Origin of the sequence: Ilumatobacter sp. (genome assembly GCF_039969435.1) — a bacterium.
Lineage (GTDB): Bacteria > Actinomycetota > Acidimicrobiia > Acidimicrobiales > Ilumatobacteraceae > Ilumatobacter_A.
The window spans coordinates 46,989-66,840 of record NZ_JBDVNU010000009.1; the positions used below are offsets into that span (position 1 = coordinate 46,989).

Here is a 19,852-nt window from a genome sequence, read left to right on the forward strand (position 1 = left end):
CTGGTGCGATGGCGGTGATCGGACTGATCCTTCCGCCACCCGCCATCGCCAGCGCCGTCGTGGTGATCGGATTCTCGGGGGTCGGTTGGCGACGCGCTCGTCAGCGTGACGAGGCGAACCCCGTCGCGGGGTCGGTCCTCCTCGCGAGCGCCCTCCTGATCGTTCTGGTCGTCGTCGGCAGCTCGATCTATGCCGCGACGGGCTGAACTTCCGAGCGACCATCGACCGGACGTGGCGTGCGGACGGTGGGGTCGGTGTGTCAGGGAGTCCGGTTCACGTCGCCGAGGAACGCGGTGATCGTGTCGCAGATCGTGGAGAGGTCGAGCGGGTTGAGTTCGTGACCTGCGTCGTCGAGGACGTGGAACCGCGCCCCGTCGATGCGTTCTGCGATGGCTCGGCCATTGGGGAGCGGGAGGATCGGGTCGTTCGCCCCGTGGATCACCAGCGTCGGATTCGAGATCCGATCGACTGCTCCCGACCAGTCGTCGGTCGTCGCGATCATGGCGTGGTTGAACGCGCTGGCCATGTCGACCGCCCGGGCGATCTCGGCGCGAACTCGTCGACGAGTGCCTGCCTCGTCGAAACGTTCGGGCGTTCCGGCGCTGAGCCGTCCGATCTCGACGAGGAACTCCTCGACTGCGGCGTCGTCGGACCAATCGAGCTCACCCATTCCCGCGAAATGAGCCATGAACCTGTCGTCGATACCAGGAAGGTCCTCGGTGACGCCGAGTGGTTCGGAACCGATGAGCGTGAGCGAGCGCACACGGTCGGCGTACCGGAGAGCGGCGATCTGGCTGATGTATCCACCGAGCGACATCCCGACCAGGTGAGCCGTTGCGATGTCGAGGGCGTCGAGCACGCCGATCAGGTCCGCGGTCAGATCCTCGGCGGTGTAGTCGACGTCGCCGGCCCGGCCGGTGGTCGATCCGCCGGTGTCGCGGTGGTCGTACCGGACGACGTGGAAACCGGCCCGGGCAAGTGCTTCGCACAGGTCGGTGGGCCACCAGAGCATCGAGGCCGTGGCGCCCATGATCAGCACGACGGCGTCGTGGTCGGGGGTCCCGAAGGTCTCGGCGGCGACCTGGACGGGTCCGACGTCGAGCCGGTGTTCGACACGCTGGTTCGGCGCGCCTGCATCGTCGTCGGCGGGATTCGGCTGGACGGCCGGCGGTGTGGGGGAACACATGGGAGCGACTCCTCGGGCTTCTCGGGATCCTACGAAGATGTTGCCAGCAGACTCTCGGGTCGTCGTGTCGCCCACGCTGTTCCCGCAGGCACGGGGTCAGTCGAGGTGATCGGGAAATCCGAACCGGCCGAATGCCTCGCCCGTGTCGAGGAACGCATGGATCGCTTCGATCCGATCCCCGCGCACTTCGATGACCTGGAGCGCCCATGGCGTGTGACCGCCTGCCGGGTCGATGCGGTACTGCGCGAACGCGGGGCAGCCGTTCGCCCAGCCTGCCAGCAGCCGTGACCCGGCGCAGCCGATGCCGGCGCCGGCGTACCAGGTGAGGACGTCGTCCCTGCCGCTGAGCCACATCGCGTACGGCGGCATGGTCTGGATCACGTCGTGGTGCAACAGCGCGGCGAGGGCGTCCATGTCGTAGCGCTCGAACGCGTCGACATAGCGCGCCAGGAGTTGTTCCTTCTCCGCCGTCATGGGCTCGCTCGGTGGCGCGGGCCGCGGCTCGGCGAGCGTGGCACGTGCGCGCTGGAGTGCGCTGTTCACCGAGGCCGTGGTCGTGTCGAGCAGCTCGGCGGTGTCGGCTGCAGACCACCGGAGCACGTCGCACAGCACGAGCGCAGCGCGCTGGCTCGCCGGCAGGTGTTGGAGGGCACTGATGAACGCGAGGCGGATGGAGTCGCGAGCGACCGCGACGTCGGCGGGGTCACCACCGACGTCGTACACCGAGGCATCGGAGATCGGTGTGACCCAGCTCGCTTCGGGAAGGACGTCGACGAGATGCACCGGATCGGGCTTCCGGGACGGGCCGAGGTCGATCGGACGCGCCCTGCGTTGCGAGCTGCGGCCCATGTCGATGCAGACGTTGGTGGCGATGCGATACAGCCACGTCCTCACGCTCGAACGACCTTCGAAACGGTCCGCCGAATTCCATGCGCGCAGCATGGTCTCCTGCACGGCGTCCTCGGCTTCCGAGCCCGATCCGAGCATCCGGTAGCAGTAGCCGGTCAGCTCGCGACGATGCGATTCGAACTGTTCGATCACCGGAGCGGTCGCCGAGAGAGTCACATCAGTCATCGTAGATCTCCCGAGATGGTCGTGGAACCGGGGACGCCGACGGGCACCACCCGAGTACGTCGTCGACACCGGCGAGGTCGATCAATGCTCGAAGATCGGCGTCGGCGTCGACGAGATGGACGTGACAACCGAGTCGTCTCGCTGCGACCGCGAGCCGGCACAGGTCGTCGACGGCATGCAGGTCGGCCGCGGTCATCCGGCTGCAGAACCGACGGCGCGGGTGGTCTTCATCACGGAGAGGTACAGGTGCAGGGACATGGGGCGCTCCTCGTCGAAATGTGAGTGACATCGAGGTGGACGCACGGCGGCCCGTGAAATCATCGCATCGACGTTCCATTCGACCGACCGATGAGATCGCGGCCGGTCGTCCGTCTGTCCTGGTAGCCGACTCAACACCGCACGCATCCAACCGTCGACCCGGCGTCGGCGGCCCGAGAGGACCGAGATGTCGATCACCATTCCCGACCCAGCCACACTGCTCGTCGGAACACGCAAGGGGCTGTTCGTCCTCACCTGCGACGAACGCGACGACCGCTGGACGACATCGGAACCCCAGTTCCTCGGTCACGTGATGCAACACGTCGTCGCCGACCCACGCCGTGACGGTGTCATCCTCGCAGCGACACGAACCGGCCACCTCGGACCGACCGTGCTGCGGTCATCCGATCTCGGCGCCACGTGGACGGAGGCGTCGAAGCCTCCGGCATTCCGGTCCGGCGACCGTCTCGAGCGGGCCGTCGACGCATTGTTCTGGCTCACGCCCGGCCACGTCGACGAGCCCGGGGTCTGGTATGCGGGCGCCACACCGCAGGGCCTGTTCCGGACCGTCGACCACGGCGACACCTGGTCGTCGGTCGATGGATGGAACGACCACCCCTCGTGGGAGACCTGGGCGGAGTACCCCTATCAGGGCACTCCCGACGGTGCGATGTTGCACTCCGTCAACGTCGACCCGCGTGATCGCGATCACCTGTACATCGGGCTGTCGAGTGGCGGCGTCTTCGAGAGCATCGACGGCGGGGCCGACTGGCGGCCGCTCAATCAGGGGATCGTCGGTGAATTCCTCCCCGACCCCGACGCGGAGTTCGGCCACGATCCCCACTGCGTCCGGATGCATCCCGCGATGCCGGACCGCCTGTACCAGCAGAACCACTGTGGCATCTACCGCCTCGACAGGCCCGATGAGCGATGGAGCAGGATCGGCGACAACATGCCCTCCGAGACCGGCGACATCGGCTTCCCGATCGAGTTGCACCCGCGCGATCCCGACACGGCGTGGGTGTTCCCGATGGACGGCACCGACGTGTGGCCGCGGACGAGTCCCGACGGCCGGCCGGCCGCGTACGTCACCCACGACGCCGGCGCCTCCTGGCAGCGACAGGACACCGGCCTCCCGACACGGGGCTGGCTGACCGTCAAACGTCAGGCGATGACCACCGACCGCGCCGACCCGGTCGGCGTGTACTTCGGAACGACGGGCGGGGAGGTCTGGGCAAGTGTCGACGAGGGCGATTCGTGGCGTTGCCTGGTCCGTCACCTCCCCGAGATCTTCTCGGTCGAGGTCATGCCCGGCATCGGATCGAGATGAAGGTACGGATCCCGACACCGTTGCGGTCCTACACCGGCGGTGCCAGCGAGGTCGATGCCGACGGGGCGACGCTGGCCGAGTTGATCGACGATCTCGATCGCCGGTACCCCGGGCTCCGCTTCCGTGTGATCGACGAACAGGGCCGACTCCGGCAACACATGCGACTCTTCGTCAACCGGGCGATGGAACACGATCTCGGCGATCCGCTCGCGCCCACCGACGAAGTCGTGCTGATGCAGGCGCTGTCGGGCGGCTGACTCCCCCTCCCCCTCCACTCGCGGACGTGGATCGCGCGGTCGATCAGCGCCGTCGGAGCGTGCCGACGAGGTGACGGACCTTGTCGGCGATCGTTGTCGACTCACTGTCGTCCGGATCCGGGCCTTCGCCGCGTGATGCGAGCCACACCGACTTGACCGCTCCGACGAACGGTGTGGCGACGAGCGCCCCGGGGACGCCAGCGGCGGCCCCACCGATCAGCGCGGCCAGCATCGTCGTCGGTGGGGTGAGGTCGACCGCCTTGCCGATGACCGTCGGCTGGATCACGTTGTTCTCGAACTGCTGGTACGCGAGGAACACCACGAGTGCGATCGCTCCGTGAACAGGCCCTTGCGTCACGGCGAGCAGCACGAACAGCGATCCGCCCAGGAACCCGCCGATCTGTGGAACGAGGTTGGTGATCGCCGCCCAGATCCCTGCGAGCGGAGCGAGGGGGATGCCGAGGGCGAGACCGGCGGTGAGGATGACGAGCCCGTTGAGGATCGCGACGCTGACCGAACCCGCGAAGTAGCGGGCGATCGAGCGGTAGACGATCCGGCCGATCTCGTCGGCGCGTTCGCGACGGTCTTCGGGAAGCGTTCGTCGGACCCGCGACACGATCGCACCGCCGTCGAGCATGATCGCGATCGCGGTCACGAACACCAACACTGCGGACGCGAGACCGCTGAGGAAGCGATTTGCGACGTCGGCGATCGAGTCCGCATCCACACGGGCGGGAAGTTCGTCGACGAAGTCCTCGACGGCCCCGACGGCGTCGGCCGCCTCCAAACGGGGTCCGACCACCGGCCAGTCGTAGAACTCCTCGATCGTCGTCGGTAGTTCGTCGGCGAAGCCGCTCGCCTGGTCCGCTGCCTGCGGACCGAGCACCAGCACCACGGCGCCGAGGGAGGCGAAGAGCACGGAACCCACGATCACGGTTCCGACCGCACGGCTGCAGTGGAAGCGCCGTTGGGTCGCTCGCAACACCGGGTCCAACGCCAGCGCGAACAGCGTGCCCACTCCGACTGCCGTGAGCGTGTCCGGCGCGTTGCGGAACAACTCGAGGATCGCGAACGCCGCGAGCACGGCCGCGACGACCACCATGGTGGTGAGCACGTCGCGACGGATCGGCGAGGACGACGACCGCAGCGGGTGCTCGGGCTCGCCGCCTCGGGAGTCGCTGTCGACACGTCGCTCTGCCACGAACGAGTACCCTAAACCGCCATGCCCGCTGGTGGGACGAGCGACCAATCGGCTCGCGACTCTGATGCGATCGACGGCCCGTTCGGTCCGACCTGGCGCACCGCTGCGCTCGTCGTGTCGGGCGTTCTCGCCGTGGTGGTCCTGCGCAACATGTTCGTCGCCGCGCACCAGGTCCTGGGTTGGGCGGTCGCAGCATCACTGGTCGCGTTGCTGCTGACCCCGGTCGTCCGGCTCGTCGATCGACTCCTTCCGCGGCCACTCGCGATCGCCGCGACGTTCGTGCTGGTCATCGTGTCGGCGGGAGGGCTCACCTGGCTCTATTCGGCCGGCGTGCTCGACCAGATCGAGTTGATCCAGGAACGAGCACCTCAGATCGCCGCGACCATCGAGGACCGCGACGACGCAGTCGGCGAGTTCGCCCAGGAAGTCGAGCTGGAAGTCCAGATCACCGAGTTGTCGGATCGGGTCGCCGAACGCTCGGGCACGGCGTCCGACACGTTGCGCTCCGTGGCACTCTCGGCGCCGCCGTACTTCGTGTCGATGATCCTGACCATCTTCCTGCTGCTGTTCGGGCCCAGGATGATCGGTGGTGCACTCGACCAGTTCGAGCGCGAGCGGCGCGACGACCTTCGTTCCAAGCTCGACGAAGCGGCACGTCGAACACAGATCTACGTGTGGGCGTCGATCGGCCAGGCGGTGGTCGCCGGCCTCGTCATCTGGCTCGGTGCCCGGATCCTCGGCGTGCCGGGTGGCGCCCTGTTCGCTCTGTTCGGAGCCATCGCATCCCTCGTGCCCTATCTGGGCATCACCCTCGGATGGATGCCGATCCTGTTGTTGGCGCTCGGGACCGCCCCCGTCTCCCAGGTCGCCGCTGCCGCGGCGGTCGCCGTCGGGATGCAACTGGGCGAGGCGCTCTGGTGGCGCAGAGTGATCGACGCCCGCTCCCTCTACGTCGGCCCCTTCGTCCCGGTCGTCGTGGCCATCCTCGGCTTCACCGTCTATGGAATCGGTGGCGCCCTCTACGGAGTCGTCATCGCCGTGTTCGTGCTCGCGACACTGGACCAGTTCGTCGACACCGACGCTGCGATCGTGTCGCCTGTCGACGACTCGGAGTTCTCGAACGACACGTCGTGATGCTGCGCCGAGCGACGCTCGCCGCACGCGGTCGCCCTGGACGACACGGTCTGCGACGACGTGCGCCTGCGCGATGAATGGCGTCGCCGGACGCCGGGTACCCACTCGACATGACGACGTCCACATCCTCGTGGCTGTTCACCGGTGCCGCCGCCGGGCGAGCAGCACCAACCTCACGGGTCGCACCGCGGTGAGGCGGCGGCCGACCAAACTCCTGCTCGTCGGTGCGCCCGACGTCGACGTCGCCGGTCTCGGTCTCCACACGGCGCGTGCCGTCGGACGGTCCTACTTCGAACCGTCGGCCACCGAGAGTCGCGAGGGGGACGTCTCAGGAGAGCGGAAGTGGTTCGACTGCATCACCGCGACCTCTGGATCGTCGGTCGTCGCCACACCCTGGTCGATCGCCCGACATGCACTGGACATCCGCACCGACGACCACTGGATCGTCTTCGTCGACGACGCGTCGTCCGCCAGCCTCGACGCGTCGCCCGACATCACTCGACTTCGCCGACACGCCGACCTGCACGTCCGGATCGACGACACCACGACCACCGAGGTGGTGGCCAGGATCGCCGAATCCTGGAGGCAGTGGATCGCCGGCCACGAGTAGCCGCCGGCATGACGCCTCACCGAGGTCGTCGACGTTCGATCCGAACCGATCGGGGATCCCCGTCGGGGTCGTCAGGACGTCTGCGTCGCCAGGTCGACGGCGATTCGCCGACCGAGTTCGAGCGCGACGCCGAAGACCAGATGCGATCCGAACTCCCACACGTACCACGATCGCGGCATCGACCTGGGAGTCCCCTGAAGTCCGGCGGCGGGCACCGTCGATCCGTGCGTGACGAGCCACAGGGCTGCGCCTGCAGGTACACCGAGCGCTGCGGTCACGATCGGACGGCGTTGCGCCACCGAGAAGTATGCGATGCCCGCCCCGACCCCGAATGCGTAGTGGATGTAGGGCATCGCCCTCGTCGAGCGTTCGTCATCGATCGCCGAGCCCGTCACGATCCGGCCCAACCGTCTGATCAACACCGCCGGGGGCATCCGTTCGGGCCGGCCGGTGATGTCAGCACCGAGCATGGACTTCTGCGCCTGACTCGGGGGGAACAGGCGCTCGCCGATGCGCTGCAGCCGGGGTTCCGACGACGCCTTGACCCACGCGGCGGCCGCTCCGGCCACTGCGCCGGCCGCGACGAGGCCCCTGTTCGACGGTGTGGCCCGGGAGACTCGCATGCAGTCGCCGGTACCCGAACCGCGGTCGGATCATGCCGTGGTCGGGCAGTCGGACGTCCGTGCGTCTCGGTCGCGCGCCTCGCCCACCGCGGTCTTGCGACGAACCCGGTCCGAGGGGTATGACATGGCGATGACCGCCGGAGCCGACTCCCCGACAGACGCCGACACCACCGTCGACGAACAGTTCCGCTCCCTCCTCGAGGGCCTGCGCACCTCGATCCCGGCCGTGCAGGTGCTGTTCGCATTCCTGCTCACCGCCCCGCTGCAAGGCGAGTTCGATGCTCTCACCGAGGCCGAACGCGTGGCGTTCGCGATCGCGTTCTACTCGTCGGGTGCGGCGTCGGTCCTCCTGGTCGCACCGAGCGTCCACCAGCGTCTCCGAGCGCCCGTGACGGGAATGCAACGCCATTCGAAACGCCATCTCATCTGGGCGACGTGGATGGGCATCGCAGGTTCGGTCATGGCGTTGGTCGCCATCTCGGCGACGGTGTACCTGGTGTCCAACGTCGTCTTCAACTTCGGCGTTGCCGCCATCGCCACCGCACTGACCACCGCTCTCGCGTTGTGGTCGTGGCTGTTCGTGCCGTTGATCTCGTTCCGTTCGAGATGAGGTTCCCGCGGATGGCGCACCGATCGACGGGGTACAGGACCGACATGACGTTTCCGCTCGACACGATCACCCCGTTCGCCGTCCGTCCGACGCCCCGGCCCGCCCCGTTCCCAGCATCGGACTCCACACACAGCAGGAGGGCCCGATGGGTCTGAGCGTGCGCCGGGAACAGCGCGACGGTCGGGAGATCACCGTCATCACGGGCGATGTGGAGGGTCCTGACGTCGTCGAGGAGCTGGCACGCATGGTTCGACTCGTCGCGCAGGATCAGCACCTCGCCGTGGACATGTCGAGTCTCACCGGGTTGGACGACCGACAGCGCGAAGAGTTCGTGGCCGCCGTGGATTCGCTCGTCGAATTCACCGATCCCCCAAAGTGAAGCGACGCACGGAGTGAAGCGTCGGCCGAGGCGAGATCCATCGACGGCACACGGATCGATGTCGCTGGTCTCCACTTCCTTCGTCGCCAGACGCGGAAAAGCGGTGGGTCACCGGTCGGCGACCCACCGCCCGTCCGAGGCCGAAACCCGGCGTCAGTTCTTACCGGTGACGGCGTCCTTGACGTCGTCGATGGCGTTCTTGATCTTGCCACCGGCCTGGTCGGCCTTGCCCTCACGCTTCATGTCGTCGTCGCCGGTGAGGTCGCCGGCGGCTTCCTTGATCCTGCCCTTTGCCTTGTCGGTGTCACCTGACATCTGAATTCCTTTCAACGGGCCCGGACTGGTTTCCGAGCGTCTGATGATCGCAGTACCCGATCGTCACGGTTCCATGCACGATCCACCCGGAGCGATGCCGGTCGACTCGGCCGAGCGTCGGGATCCCTGCGTCCGACGAGTTCGTTCGACGCAACGACCGTCACGGATTGAAAACGACCTTGAACATGCCGTCCTGCTTCTTCTGGAAGGTCGAGTACGCGTCGGGTGCTTCCTCGAGCGACAGGTGGTGGGTGGCGAAGTCGTCGACGCCGAGGGGATCGTCGTCGTCGAGCAGAGGAATGATGTCGTCGACCCATCGACGCACGTTGGCCTGCCCCATGCGAAGCGTGATCTGTTTGTCGAACAACGTCATCATCGGGATCGGGTCGGCGGCGCCGCCGTACACACCGATGAGAGAGATCGTTCCCCCGCGGCGAACACCTTCGATCGCGGCGTAGAAGGCCGCGAGACGATCGACCCCCGCCACGTCCATCAACTTCTGTCCGACGGCGTCGGGCAGGAAGGCGATCGCCCGATGGGCAGCCTTCGCGACCGGCGAACCGTGCGCCTCCATGCCGACGGCATCGATCACCGCGTCCACACCACGACCCCCGGTCGCCTCCTTCAGTGCGACACCGATGTCGTCGTGTTCGCGGACGTCGATCGTCTCGACACCGTGAGCCGCACTGCGTTGCAGGCGATCGTCCACGAGGTCGACGCCGATCACCCGGTCGATTCCACGATGCTGTGCGATGCGCGTCGCCATCTCCCCGACGGGACCGAGGCCGAGAACGGCAAGCGTCTGTCCCGGCTTCACATCGGCGTAGACGACAGACTGCCAGGCGGTGGGCAGAACGTCGGAGAGGAAGAGGAACCGGTCGTCCGACGGTCCGTCCGGCACCACGATCGGACCGAAGTCCGCATGGGGCACGCGCAGGTACTCGGCCTGCGCTCCCGGGACGCTTCCGTACAACTCGGAGTACCCGAAGAGCGCTGCTCCCATTCCCTGCTCGGTGACCTGAGTGGTCTCGCACTGCGTGTGGAGGTCCTCGTGACACATGAAACACGAGCCGCACGCGATCTGGAACGGCACGACCACTCGGTCTCCGACTCCGAGGTTCGTGACGCCTGGACCGACTGCCTCGACGATGCCCATCGGCTCGTGACCGAGCACGTCCCCCACGTTCATGTACGGCATCAGCACCTCGATCAGGTGCAGGTCGGAGCCGCACAGGCCACTCGAGGTCACCTTGATGACCGCGTCGGTGTCCTGTTCGATTCTCGGGTCGTCGACGGTGTCGACGCGTACGTCGCGCCGCCCGTGCCAGGTCACTGCTCTCATGGACTTCTCCTTCTCGGGTCGAGTCGGCCCAACGAAGGTGCAGGCCGCTCTCGGTCGGTTCGGTTCACGCTCGGTCCGACAACAGGAATGGCGTTCGCCGACGATGAACCTCGTGATGTCGGTACCCCGGCTCGGTGGTGCGCATTCGCCACCGAGCGCCGCTCGCCGAACCCGAATGCATGTCGAGCCGACGGGGTAGTCCCACGTCATGCCATTGAACAACGTCGTCAAGAAGTTCGAGAAGTCACGCGAGAAGATCGGAATCTCACCCGATGAGCAGATCCTGGCCGGGTGCATGACCGACCCCAAAGCAGCCGTCGGGTTGGCGATCGGAGGAGTGGCGGGGGCTGCGGTCCAATCTGCGATCGACAAGAAGACGAACGACCGGTCGACCGCCGTGGGCCGCGCAGCGAGTTGGCCGACGGGCCGCCACCTCCTCGCGATCACGTCCAAGCGAGTCGTGATCTGTCGGATGAGCGCGATGACCGGCAAGCCCAAGGAGGTCGTCGTCGAGTGGCCCCACGGCGACATCACGGCATTCGACATCGAGAAGAAGGCAACCGGTTACCCGTTCGCCATCACGTTCGTCGACGGGTCCGTCGCCCACGGCGAAGGCGCACGCGGGACCGGCGCCGACCTGATCGGTGACACCGCCGCCTCGATCTGGAACTGACGTCAGGTCGATCCGCGGGCCGGCGATGCCGACGGCGACGGTGCTGTCGCGACAGGCGGTTCGTTCACGTGAGGTTCCGGTACTTGCGGGTGCACAGCACGCCGAACACGATCCCGATCCCGATCGTCCAGGCGAGCGCCTGGATCACCAGCGATGACGTGCCTGTTGCCCCGAGGAGCAGCTCGCGTTGTTCGGCCGTCGCGGTGTCGCCGAGGATCAGCGACCGTGCCGCGTTGATGACCACGCTGACGGGTTGATGTGTCGCGAAACCCTGGAGCCAGGACGGCATGGTCATGACGGGGACGAACGCAGATGACGCGAACGTGGCAGGGAACACGATCGGGAACGTGGCGGCGTTGACGGCCTCGGCGCTGCTCACCGTCATGCCGATCAGCGCGTATCCGAGACTCACTGCGAGAGCGAAGGAGAGCAGCAGGAGCGACGCGAGGAGGAGTCCGATGACGCTGGCGGGGCGGAACCCGACGGCGAAACCGGTGAGGATCAGGATGGCCAGGCCGGCTGCGTTGGAGATGGTGTCGGCGATCACGCGCCCTGCGAACACGGCGCTGCGAGCCATGGGCAGCGATCTCAACCGGTAGATGAATCCCTTCTGGAGGTCGTCGGCGAGTGCGAAGCCCGTGACTCCGGCACTGAACAGCACGGTCTGCACGGCGATCCCGGGGATCAGGTAGTTGACGTAGTTCAATCCCTGGAGCCCGCTGATCGCTCCGCCGAACACGTAGCGGAACAGCAGCACGAACATGATCGGCGACACCAGCGTGAACACGATCTGTTCCGGCTGGCGTGCCACGCGACGCAGGTTGCGTCCTGCCATGGCGAGCGCATCGCGCACGGCCCACGCGAGACCGTCGCCGGTGTCGCTCGAACGAACCGCCGTTGCCGGAGTGGGTGCTGTCGTGGTCATGGCTGTCCCGTCGTGTCGTCGTCGGTCCGATCCTGGGCCGGATCGGGTTGGGCGTCGTCAGCGATCGAAGTTCCGGTGAGGGCGAGGAACACGTCGTCGAGACTCGGCTCACGCAACTGCAGACCCCGCGCCGTGATGTTCTCGTCGTCGAGACGCCTCACCACCTCGGTCAGCGTGGTGGTCCCGTGCGTGGCCGGCACGTGGACGACGGTGCCGTCGACGGTGACGTTTCCGTCACCGATGCCGGACAGTCGATCGCCTGCGTGGCGGGCCTCGGTGTCGTCGGCCAGGCGGATCTCGATCGTCGATCCGCCGAGGCGGCCCTTCAATTCGCTCGACGTCCCTTCGGCGATCACTCGACCACTGTCGACCACTGCGATCCGATCTGCCAGACGATCGGCTTCTTCGAGGTACTGCGTCGTCAACAACAGGGTGGTGCCCTCGGCGACGAGGTCCTCGATGACCTTCCACAAGTCGATCCGGCTCCGAGGATCGAGACCGGTGGTCGGTTCGTCGAGGAACAGCACCGCCGGTCGCGCGACGAGTGCTGCTGCCAGGTCGAGCCGGCGCCGCATCCCACCCGAATACGTCTTGGCCGGCCGACCGCCCGCTTCGACGAGTTCGAAGCGTTCCAGGAGTTCGTGCGTGCGTTTCCGGGCCTGGCCGGTGGAGAGGTGGTTGAGTCGACCCACGAGTGTGAGGTTCTCGGCACCGGTGAGGATGTCGTCGACCGCCGCGAACTGCCCCGCCAATCCGATCGACCGTCGGACCGCTGCCGGATCCTTCAGGACGTCGATCCCGGCCACCTCGGCACGACCCGAGTCGGGTTGCAACAGCGTGGTCATGACGTTGACGACCGTGGTCTTGCCCGCACCGTTCGGCCCCAGCAGACCCAGAACGGACCCCTGCGGCACCCGGAGCGACACTCCGTCGAGCGCTCGGACCGAGCCGCCGAACGTCTTCACGAGGTCCTCGGTGATGATTGCTGCGCGGGTCATGACATCTTTCGTGAGGTGAGCGAGGCGGACGGTGAGGTGGCGGCGCGGGTCAGTCGCGCAGCGACTACGTGAGCGGTGACGGCGCGGGTCATGGTGGGCCTTTCGAACGCGTGACGCCGAATGCACCACTGCTGAAAGGTACAGACGACGTCATCACGGGAAATTGATCGGTCCCGACCGGAATTTCTCGCCGTTCGACGCGTCTCGAAGGGTTCACGTACCCGTTCGGGCTCGTGTCCATTCGCCCGGGTGCTCGCATGTGCCATCCGGCCTCCGGGGAGTCGCCGCACCCCGGCCCGGGTACTTCCGACCCATGACTTCCCGTCTCCCCACTCCGGTCGGACCCGTCTCCGACCACATCATCGACTCCCTCCGCCGGGACGCCGCTCCTTCGACCGGAGTCACTCCGTCCCACGAAGGCGACCCGCTCGATCACGACCTCCATCTGGGCCTGTACGTCCTGAACGAACTCCACTACAGCGGGTGGGACGACGTGTCCGACGGTCTCGAGTGCGACCGCGACGTGGCGGCGCTGCGTAGCGAACTGAACGACCTGTTCGAACGCAGCCTCCGACATGCGCTCCCCGGCGTCCACTCGGACCCCCGTGAGGAAGTGCACCGGCTCCTGGGTCTCGGTGGTCCGTCCGTCTCGCGACATCTTCGTGACGTCGGAACCATCGAGCAGGTGCGGGAATCGATGATCCTGCGCACTCCGTACCAGTCCAAGGAGGCCGATCCGCACACGTTCGCGATGCCACGCTTCAGCGGTGCCACGAAGCGGGTGTTCACCGAGATCCAGTCGGGCGAGTACGGCGTCGGGCACCGCCGCTCGCACGCGGAACTGTTCGCCGACGCTCTCGAGGGGCTGGGACTCGACGCGACCCCCAACGCACACATCGATGCCTGTGACGGGGCAGCGCTCGCGACGTCGAACCTGGTGACACTCGGCGCGATGCAGCGCCGACTCCGCGGGATCGTGCTCGGTCAGTTGTCGTTGTTCGAGATGGACTCCGTGGTCCCGAACCAGGCGATGGTCGACTGCTGCGACCGACTCGAACTGGATGCATCGGTGCGACCCTTCTTCCACATCCACGTGATGGCCGACACCGAGCACGAGCAGATGGTCGAATCGGCCTTCCTCACCGACTACCCGCTGATCGAACCGGACCAGGTCGACAACATGTTGCTCGGCATGCGCGCCCAGTCGCTCATCGACCACACGATCGCCGCGCACGCCGTCCCGCGATGGCTCCGACACCGCAGCGCACTCGGTGACGGAGCGCCGGAGCGGCTCGCATCGTGACGGTCACGCTCGTCCGGCAACGCCACTCGGATCGCCTACGGCGCACCATTGTTCGCAGCCCAACACGCGTGGCGACAGCGATACCTGCATCGCACCGAGACGAGAACCGACCAGCTCAGCGAATCGCCTCCACCGCTCGACCCGACGACCGACGGGTCCGCGGTCCAGAGGCGCGACGACGGGACCGGCCCGGTGGTCATGCGGACCTTCACCGCGCGCATCGAGGGGGCGCAACTGTCCGCCGAGCAGCTGATCTCGCAGCTCCGGCGCGACCCGAACTCCCTCTCGCCCCGACACATCGCCGGCTTCCACACCCCCGACGGCGAGCCTGCCCGGAACATGGGACCCGGTGGCGAGTACGTGGTGGAGATTCCGGGACCGTGGAACGGACCGGTTCGCGTCGACGCCGTCGACGACACGTCGATCACCCTGATCACCCTCGACGGGCACATGGAGGCGGGTCACATCCGCTTCGCAGCGACCGATGACCGCTCCGGTCGGGTCGACGTGTTCCAGATCAGGTCATGGGCGCGAGCAGGAGACCCGTTGTTCGAACACCTGCACCTCGCTGCGGGAATCGGTCGGGAGGCGCAGACAGCCATGTGGGTCCACACCTGCGACCGAGCCATCCACGAGAGCGGCGGACGACGGAGCGGACCGATCGACGTCGACACCGAGATCCTCGAGGGATCCGACCCGAGTCACGACTCCTGACGACCGCGACCCGCAGAGTCAGTCGGGCTGGCTCCTGTATGCCGACTCGCCTTGTTCGGGATCGATGTGGTCGCCGTGGCGCGCTTCCTGTGTCGCTCGTCCGTCGGCCCTCTCGTCGAACACCTCCTCGGCACGTTCCTCGCCGAGCTCCTCGACGAGTTCCTCGGCCAACTCGGTGTCACGATCGACCGACTGCCCGTGCCAGTCCTCGACACGACTGTCGGTGCCCTTCTCGGGTTCGTGGGGGTCTGCGACGGTGTTGTCGTTGCTCATGGCGACCCAGTACCCGCCCGGGGCGGCTTCGATGCATGGAAGTCGAGACGTGGTGTCTCGATCGGCGCCTCGGGACACGAGAGTGCGGTTCTCCGGCCGGGCCGGATGGGGGCGACGACGGTCAGTTCGTCGACGCCGGCGGGGGCCGGAAGCACAGAGCGAGCAACGCGGCGGCCGCCAACGTGCCACCTCCGGCGGAGATGGCGAGGCCGACGTAGCCGTCGAGGTCGGCTGCGATCCCGATCGCACTGTCGAGGGACCATTCACCGGGTCCGAGCATCGCGATCGTGATCGCGATGACGGCGAGGACCATCACGTACTCCCAACCGGCCTTGATGATGAAGAAACCGGCCGAACGATGCGACGTGTACCACGCCACGGTCATGAGCCCCACGAATCCCAGCGACGCGAACGACGTCAGGAGACCGACGGCGAGGAACAGCCCGGCCAGGATCTCGCCACCGGCCGCCAGTCGGGCGTGAATCCTCCCCGGACGCATCCCGATGGAGTCGAACCAGCCGGCGGTGCCCTCGAGACTCGTGGCCTTGTTCCAACCGTGAGCCGCCATCGACACACCGACCACCACCCGTACCAGCAGCAGTGCAAGGTTCGCCTCGTCGGTCACCCGAGCGAGAGTAGCGCCGAGGCCCTGCCTTCGAAGTGTCCGCCACGGGCACCAGACCCGACCCCTCCCGTCATCCTGCTCTCCTGCACGCCCGCATCACTGCCGGGCCGCCGCCGAACGGATAGACCGTGGACTCATGTTGCGATTGCAGGCGTGGAACGAGCGCATCCGCGAGAGCCTGTGGTTCTGGCCGGTCCTCACCGGAATCGGATCGGCCATCGCTGCGTGGGCGCTCGCACGAGTCGGCTCGTCGGAGGGAACCCTCGTCGGTCGGCTCCTCGCGTCTCCCGAGCCCGACGAGGTCCGTCCGATCCTGGTGACGTTGCTCGGAGCGATCGTCGCTGCCGAGAGCATCTTGTCGTCGTTGACGATCGTGACGCTGCAGACGGCATCCACCCAGTTCTCCCCGCGACTGCTGCGCAACTTCCTCCGCGATCGCACGACGCAGGCCGTCCTCGCACTGTTCGTCGGCACGAGCGGATTCCTGACGACGCTGATCATCGAGGCCGATGACACGACCGCCGACCTCGCGGTCACGGTCTCCGTCGCTCTGGTCTTCGCCGTGGTCGTCGTGATCGCGTGGTTCTTCGGTCACGTGAGCCAGTCACTTCGGGTCGAGTCGATGATGCACACCGCGACCGACGAGGCGCGTGACGCAGTCGATCGGCTGGAGCGTTGGCTCGCCACCGGCCGCCCGGCTCACGACGCGACCACCCCCGTGCCCGCAACGAGCACCGCGGTCCTCGCCACGCGCTCCGGATACGTCCAACAAGTCGACACCGCGGCCCTCCTCCACGTGGCCGCCGAGCACGGCATCACGCTGCGGCTCGTACCCCAACTCGGCCAGCCGGTCACCGAGGGCGCACCGCTGGCCTGGTGGTGGATCGAGCCCTCCCGCACGTCCACGCCCCCGCCGTCGTCGAACGCCGTCGCACGCCGGGTCGTGGCGAACGTCGGGATCGGCTTCGAACGAACCGAACGCCACGACGTGGGGCTCGGCCTCCGCCAACTCGTCGACATGTCGATCAAGGCGATGTCTCCTGCGGTCAACGACCCGTACACCGCCATGCAGGCCGTCGATCACCTGGGCTCCATCCTCGTCCGGCTGGGGCGTCTGCCGCTCGGCGATCACGTCTGGAGCAACGACGATGCAGCAGCCGTCCTGATCCTGCCGGTCGCGACGTACGGCGAATTCGCCTCGCTCGCCTGCGATCAACTCCGTCGCTACGGTGCTCGTGAGCCGGCCGTGATGCACCGGATGATGGCGATGCTCCGTGACGTCGCCTCGGCCGCCGACGAACGCCACCACCTCACGCTGCGGCGCCTCGTCGTGGAGTGCGGCGCCACCGCACAGGCCGGTGTGGAACACCAGGTCGACCGCATGGCGGTCGACGAGATCTTGCAGGAGATCCTGAACTGGTTCGACCGAGGCGTCGCTCCGACCACGGTGTTCCGCAACGGGCTGTGAGTGGACGACTCCGCGACGACGTCGTCACGGTCCCAGCGATTCGGTCACCTGGAAGTGGACCCTATTGCCGGGTGCCGAGCGCGAGCGCCTGGACCAGCGTCGACTGGTCTCGGAATCCGTTGTCGGTCATGGTGATCAACGTCGATCGCCCGTCGGCCAGGTCCGGGCCGACGGCGACGTTCTGCAGGTTCACGTCGCCGGCTCCACCACCCGTGCGGGCGTCGAGCACGAGTCGCTTCTCGAGCAGTGGAGGGGTGGCGACTAAGGGAGCCACCCCGTCATCGAGATCGACCTGGTAGTAGGCGAGGCGCGGCGTGCCGGTCGACGAGGAACGCTCGATCACCAGAAGGCTGCTGTCGTCCACGGCGATGAGCTCCACGAGAACGTTCTCGAGGTCGGTCTGCTCGGGCAGCACGTCGTCGTCGAGGGCTTCGAGGGGATACCCCCACTCCGCAACGGCCTCGCCGCTCTCGACGTCGAATGCGAGCAGACGCGCGACCTTGACGCCTCCGCGATCTCCGGCAACCCGGTCCGAGGGCACCGGGATCTCGGTGGCCACGATCACCAGACCGGGTCGCCCCGGCCAGGCCGCGGCGGCCTTGAAACCCACGTTCTCGTCTCCGGTGGAGCGGTACCAGTCGGGGAGCGCGAAGCGGTCGATGAACGTCCAGTCCGAACCCAGATGGTCCACGAACATCTCGCTCGGCTGTCCGGGCTCGTGTTCGGACACCAACACGAACGAGCCGTCGTCGAGCTGCGTCAGACCTTCGACGTCGAGTTCGGGGCCGTACGGTTCGCCGTCGGGTCCGGTGACCTCACGGGTGCCGACGATCGAGACGTCACCCGGTTCGAGTGCACCGTCGGCGATGTCCACGTCGAGTTCGAACACCACGGGTGCGAACATCGAGTCGGGAAGGTCCGCCCCGGCCCGTGGATTCGTCCTGAACCCGAAGTACCGGCCGTCCTGGCCGCCGGCCGAGAGGGCGCTGATTCCCGAGAACACCAGATCGTCGACCTCGGTGTCGGCGGCGAATGCCACCGAGCCCAGGGACTCCAGTTCGTCGATGATCGGGGGGCCCGGAGTGGTCGTGACCACCGCCGGCTCGGTCGTGACCACCGTCGGCTCGACCGTGAATCCGGATGCGACCGTGTCGGCGCCCGTGCCGGGGAGCGTGTCGACGTCGGTACCGGGCCGCGTGTCGTCGACGGCTTCCTGCGGGCGTTCGTCGCCGCCCCGGGTCGCGACGACGCCGACACCGACCGCCACGACAACGAACGCTGCGATCCCGACCGACACGAGACCCTTGCGTGAGCGACCCGACGACCGATCGGACGCCGCGGGAACGTCGGCGACGGACACCGGCGGTCCTGGTGGCTGCGGTGCTGGCGGCTGGGGTGCCGGTGGTCGAGGCGCTGGCGGCTGGGGACCTGGGCGCGACGCGAGCTCGGTCCGGTCGTCGACGGGCGACCACCACTGATCCGGAGTCGGGCCCGATTCGGGTTGCACCGGCTCGGGAGCGGAGGGTGGAGGGACGACGCCATCGGACCACGGTGCAACGGGCTCGAACGGCTTCGCGTCGCTGTCGGACGCAGGGAACGTGACGGCGGCCGCGGTCGGTGGCTCGCTCGGAGTGTCGGTCGCCCGTTCCGCCGCCACGACCAGTTCGCTGACGCCGACGCCGAGGCTCGCCTGGATCGCCTGCATCGCGGCTCCGAACGCAGCAGCCGACGCCGGACGCTGGTCGGGCGATTTCGACATCGCCTGCTCGAGGATGACGGCGACCTCGTCGGGCACCCCACTCGGTCGCAGGTCGGGCGGAGATTCGGTCAGGATCCGGTGGATCTGCGGCAGTACCGAGCTGTCCGAGTCACGCGCGAAGGCCGCCTGGCCCCGCAGGGCCGTGAAGAGCGTCGACGCGAGCGAGTAGACGTCGGCTCGGACGGTGGGGGGATCTCCGTCGAGCACCTCGGGCGGCGCATGCGCGATGGATGCGGTGATCACGCCGCTCCGGGTCTCGTGCCCACCTGCGAGTCGGGCGATGCCGAAGTCGCTCAGCTGCGCACCGTAGGGGGACTGCAGCACGTTGGCCGGCTTGATGTCACGGTGCAACACCGCTGCGCGGTGCGCGGCCTCGAGCGCCCCACACAGCCGCACGCCGAGTTGGAGCATCGTCGGCCAGGCCATCGGACCGGAGCCGACGATCTGATCGTGCAGCGTTCCGCCGGGGACGAACGCCATCACCAGGTAGAGCTGGTCGTCGTCGGTGACGCCTGCATCGAACAGGGTCACGATGGCCGGATGGTCCGACAGCGCCCCCATCGCCTGACACTCACGTTCGAACCGGCGCCGGTCCTCGTCCCGGAGCTCGCTGTTCTGCAGCACCTTGACGGCGACATCACGGCGAAACGCGGGTTGGTGCCCTCGATACACGAGGGCGAAACCGCCCCGGCCGATGAGGCGGAGTCCTTCGATCCCCTTGATCGTCGGAGCGCCGTCGAAACCTCCCACGTTCCGAGACTAGTGGCCCGGTCCACCACCGCGAGCCCGAAACGG

22 protein-coding genes are annotated in these 19,852 nt (G+C 67.5%); 11 read left to right on the forward strand and 11 right to left on the reverse strand.

What is annotated here, in order from left to right; all coding sequences use genetic code 11:
- Nucleotides 1-8 precede the first annotated feature (8 nt).
- Complete coding sequence (locus ABJK40_RS04300; protein WP_348479410.1) at nt 9-206, forward strand: hypothetical protein; 198 nt, start codon at nt 9-11, stop codon at nt 204-206.
- A 53-nt stretch (nt 207-259) separates the two neighbouring features.
- Here ABJK40_RS04300 and ABJK40_RS04305 read toward each other — a convergent pair whose 3' ends face one another.
- Nucleotides 260-1,186, reverse strand: a complete 927-nt coding sequence (locus ABJK40_RS04305) for an alpha/beta fold hydrolase (protein ID WP_348479411.1) — start codon at nt 1,184-1,186, stop codon at nt 260-262.
- A gap of 96 nt (nt 1,187-1,282) precedes the next feature.
- On the reverse strand, nt 1,283-2,260 hold the full coding sequence (locus tag ABJK40_RS04310) for a sigma-70 family RNA polymerase sigma factor (RefSeq protein ID WP_348479412.1): 978 nt from the start codon (nt 2,258-2,260) through the stop codon (nt 1,283-1,285).
- Between the two features lie 445 nt (nt 2,261-2,705).
- On the opposite strand from ABJK40_RS04310, the gene ABJK40_RS04315 reads away from it, so the two are divergent.
- Together ABJK40_RS04315 and ABJK40_RS04320 are read left to right on the forward strand one after the other, a co-directional pair.
- Nucleotides 2,706-3,848 carry a glycosyl hydrolase gene (locus ABJK40_RS04315; RefSeq protein WP_348479413.1) on the forward strand — a complete coding sequence of 381 codons (1,143 nt, stop codon included), beginning with the start codon at nt 2,706-2,708 and terminating at the stop codon, nt 3,846-3,848.
- Nucleotides 3,845-4,105 carry a MoaD/ThiS family protein gene (locus ABJK40_RS04320; protein ID WP_348479414.1) on the forward strand — a complete coding sequence of 87 codons (261 nt, stop codon included), beginning with the start codon at nt 3,845-3,847 and terminating at the stop codon, nt 4,103-4,105. Before ABJK40_RS04315 ends, ABJK40_RS04320 begins: the two co-directional genes overlap by 4 nt.
- A gap of 43 nt (nt 4,106-4,148) precedes the next feature.
- Here ABJK40_RS04320 and ABJK40_RS04325 read toward each other — a convergent pair whose 3' ends face one another.
- Nucleotides 4,149-5,306 carry an AI-2E family transporter gene (locus ABJK40_RS04325; RefSeq protein WP_348479415.1) on the reverse strand — a complete coding sequence of 386 codons (1,158 nt, stop codon included), beginning with the start codon at nt 5,304-5,306 and terminating at the stop codon, nt 4,149-4,151.
- 21 nt (nt 5,307-5,327) lie between these two features.
- Here ABJK40_RS04325 and ABJK40_RS04330 point away from each other — a divergent pair, with 21 nt between their 5' ends.
- Both ABJK40_RS04330 and ABJK40_RS04335 read left to right on the forward strand, forming a co-directional pair.
- Nucleotides 5,328-6,440, forward strand: a complete 1,113-nt coding sequence (locus ABJK40_RS04330) for an AI-2E family transporter (protein ID WP_348479416.1) — start codon at nt 5,328-5,330, stop codon at nt 6,438-6,440.
- A gap of 130 nt (nt 6,441-6,570) precedes the next feature.
- A complete protein-coding gene (locus ABJK40_RS04335; RefSeq protein ID WP_348479417.1) occupies nt 6,571-7,050 on the forward strand; it encodes a hypothetical protein in 480 nt (159 codons plus the stop codon).
- A 71-nt stretch (nt 7,051-7,121) separates the two neighbouring features.
- Here the strand turns inward: ABJK40_RS04335 and ABJK40_RS04340 are convergent, their stop codons facing one another.
- Entirely contained in the window at nt 7,122-7,673 is a 552-nt protein-coding gene (locus ABJK40_RS04340; RefSeq protein WP_348479418.1) for a DUF1440 domain-containing protein, read from the reverse strand.
- Between the two features lie 130 nt (nt 7,674-7,803).
- Between ABJK40_RS04340 and ABJK40_RS04345 the strand changes: the two genes are divergently transcribed.
- On the forward strand, nt 7,804-8,283 hold the full coding sequence (locus tag ABJK40_RS04345) for a DUF6328 family protein (RefSeq protein WP_348479419.1): 480 nt from the start codon (nt 7,804-7,806) through the stop codon (nt 8,281-8,283).
- 145 nt (nt 8,284-8,428) lie between these two features.
- Complete coding sequence (locus ABJK40_RS04350; RefSeq protein WP_348479420.1) at nt 8,429-8,662, forward strand: hypothetical protein; 234 nt, start codon at nt 8,429-8,431, stop codon at nt 8,660-8,662.
- Between the two features lie 153 nt (nt 8,663-8,815).
- Here the strand turns inward: ABJK40_RS04350 and ABJK40_RS04355 are convergent, their stop codons facing one another.
- Entirely contained in the window at nt 8,816-8,977 is a 162-nt protein-coding gene (locus ABJK40_RS04355) for a CsbD family protein (protein WP_348479421.1), read from the reverse strand.
- 160 nt (nt 8,978-9,137) lie between these two features.
- Nucleotides 9,138-10,319: a zinc-dependent alcohol dehydrogenase gene (locus ABJK40_RS04360; protein WP_348479422.1), complete on the reverse strand. Its 1,182-nt coding sequence runs from the start codon at nt 10,317-10,319 to the stop codon at nt 9,138-9,140.
- Nucleotides 10,320-10,527: 208 nt separating this feature from the next.
- Between ABJK40_RS04360 and ABJK40_RS04365 the strand changes: the two genes are divergently transcribed.
- Entirely contained in the window at nt 10,528-10,992 is a 465-nt protein-coding gene (locus tag ABJK40_RS04365; protein WP_348479423.1) for a hypothetical protein, read from the forward strand.
- A 64-nt stretch (nt 10,993-11,056) separates the two neighbouring features.
- On the opposite strand, the gene ABJK40_RS04370 is transcribed toward ABJK40_RS04365, so the two are convergent.
- Together ABJK40_RS04370 and ABJK40_RS04375 are read right to left on the reverse strand one after the other, a co-directional pair.
- Nucleotides 11,057-11,917 (reverse strand): ABC transporter permease, encoded by an 861-nt coding sequence (locus ABJK40_RS04370; protein WP_348479424.1) that lies wholly within the window; start codon nt 11,915-11,917, stop codon nt 11,057-11,059.
- Entirely contained in the window at nt 11,914-12,915 is a 1,002-nt protein-coding gene (locus tag ABJK40_RS04375; protein ID WP_348479425.1) for an ATP-binding cassette domain-containing protein, read from the reverse strand. Before ABJK40_RS04375 ends, ABJK40_RS04370 begins: the two co-directional genes overlap by 4 nt.
- A 313-nt stretch (nt 12,916-13,228) precedes the next feature.
- Between ABJK40_RS04375 and ABJK40_RS04380 the strand changes: the two genes are divergently transcribed.
- Nucleotides 13,229-14,218 carry an iron-containing redox enzyme family protein gene (locus ABJK40_RS04380; protein ID WP_348479426.1) on the forward strand — a complete coding sequence of 330 codons (990 nt, stop codon included), beginning with the start codon at nt 13,229-13,231 and terminating at the stop codon, nt 14,216-14,218.
- A gap of 198 nt (nt 14,219-14,416) precedes the next feature.
- Complete coding sequence (locus ABJK40_RS04385) at nt 14,417-14,932, forward strand: DUF1990 domain-containing protein (protein ID WP_348479427.1); 516 nt, start codon at nt 14,417-14,419, stop codon at nt 14,930-14,932.
- A gap of 18 nt (nt 14,933-14,950) precedes the next feature.
- Here the strand turns inward: ABJK40_RS04385 and ABJK40_RS04390 are convergent, their stop codons facing one another.
- Together ABJK40_RS04390 and ABJK40_RS04395 are read right to left on the reverse strand one after the other, a co-directional pair.
- Nucleotides 14,951-15,205 (reverse strand): hypothetical protein, encoded by a 255-nt coding sequence (locus ABJK40_RS04390; RefSeq protein ID WP_348479428.1) that lies wholly within the window; start codon nt 15,203-15,205, stop codon nt 14,951-14,953.
- Nucleotides 15,206-15,326: 121 nt separating this feature from the next.
- Nucleotides 15,327-15,830 carry a DoxX family protein gene (locus tag ABJK40_RS04395; RefSeq protein WP_348479429.1) on the reverse strand — a complete coding sequence of 168 codons (504 nt, stop codon included), beginning with the start codon at nt 15,828-15,830 and terminating at the stop codon, nt 15,327-15,329.
- A 136-nt stretch (nt 15,831-15,966) separates the two neighbouring features.
- Here ABJK40_RS04395 and ABJK40_RS04400 point away from each other — a divergent pair, with 136 nt between their 5' ends.
- Nucleotides 15,967-17,298, forward strand: coding sequence for a DUF2254 domain-containing protein (locus ABJK40_RS04400; protein WP_348479430.1), 1,332 nt, complete (start codon nt 15,967-15,969; stop codon nt 17,296-17,298).
- Nucleotides 17,299-17,359: 61 nt separating this feature from the next.
- Here the strand turns inward: ABJK40_RS04400 and ABJK40_RS04405 are convergent, their stop codons facing one another.
- On the reverse strand, nt 17,360-19,807 hold the full coding sequence (locus ABJK40_RS04405; protein WP_348479431.1) for an esterase-like activity of phytase family protein: 2,448 nt from the start codon (nt 19,805-19,807) through the stop codon (nt 17,360-17,362).
- Nucleotides 19,808-19,852: the final 45 nt, after the last annotated feature.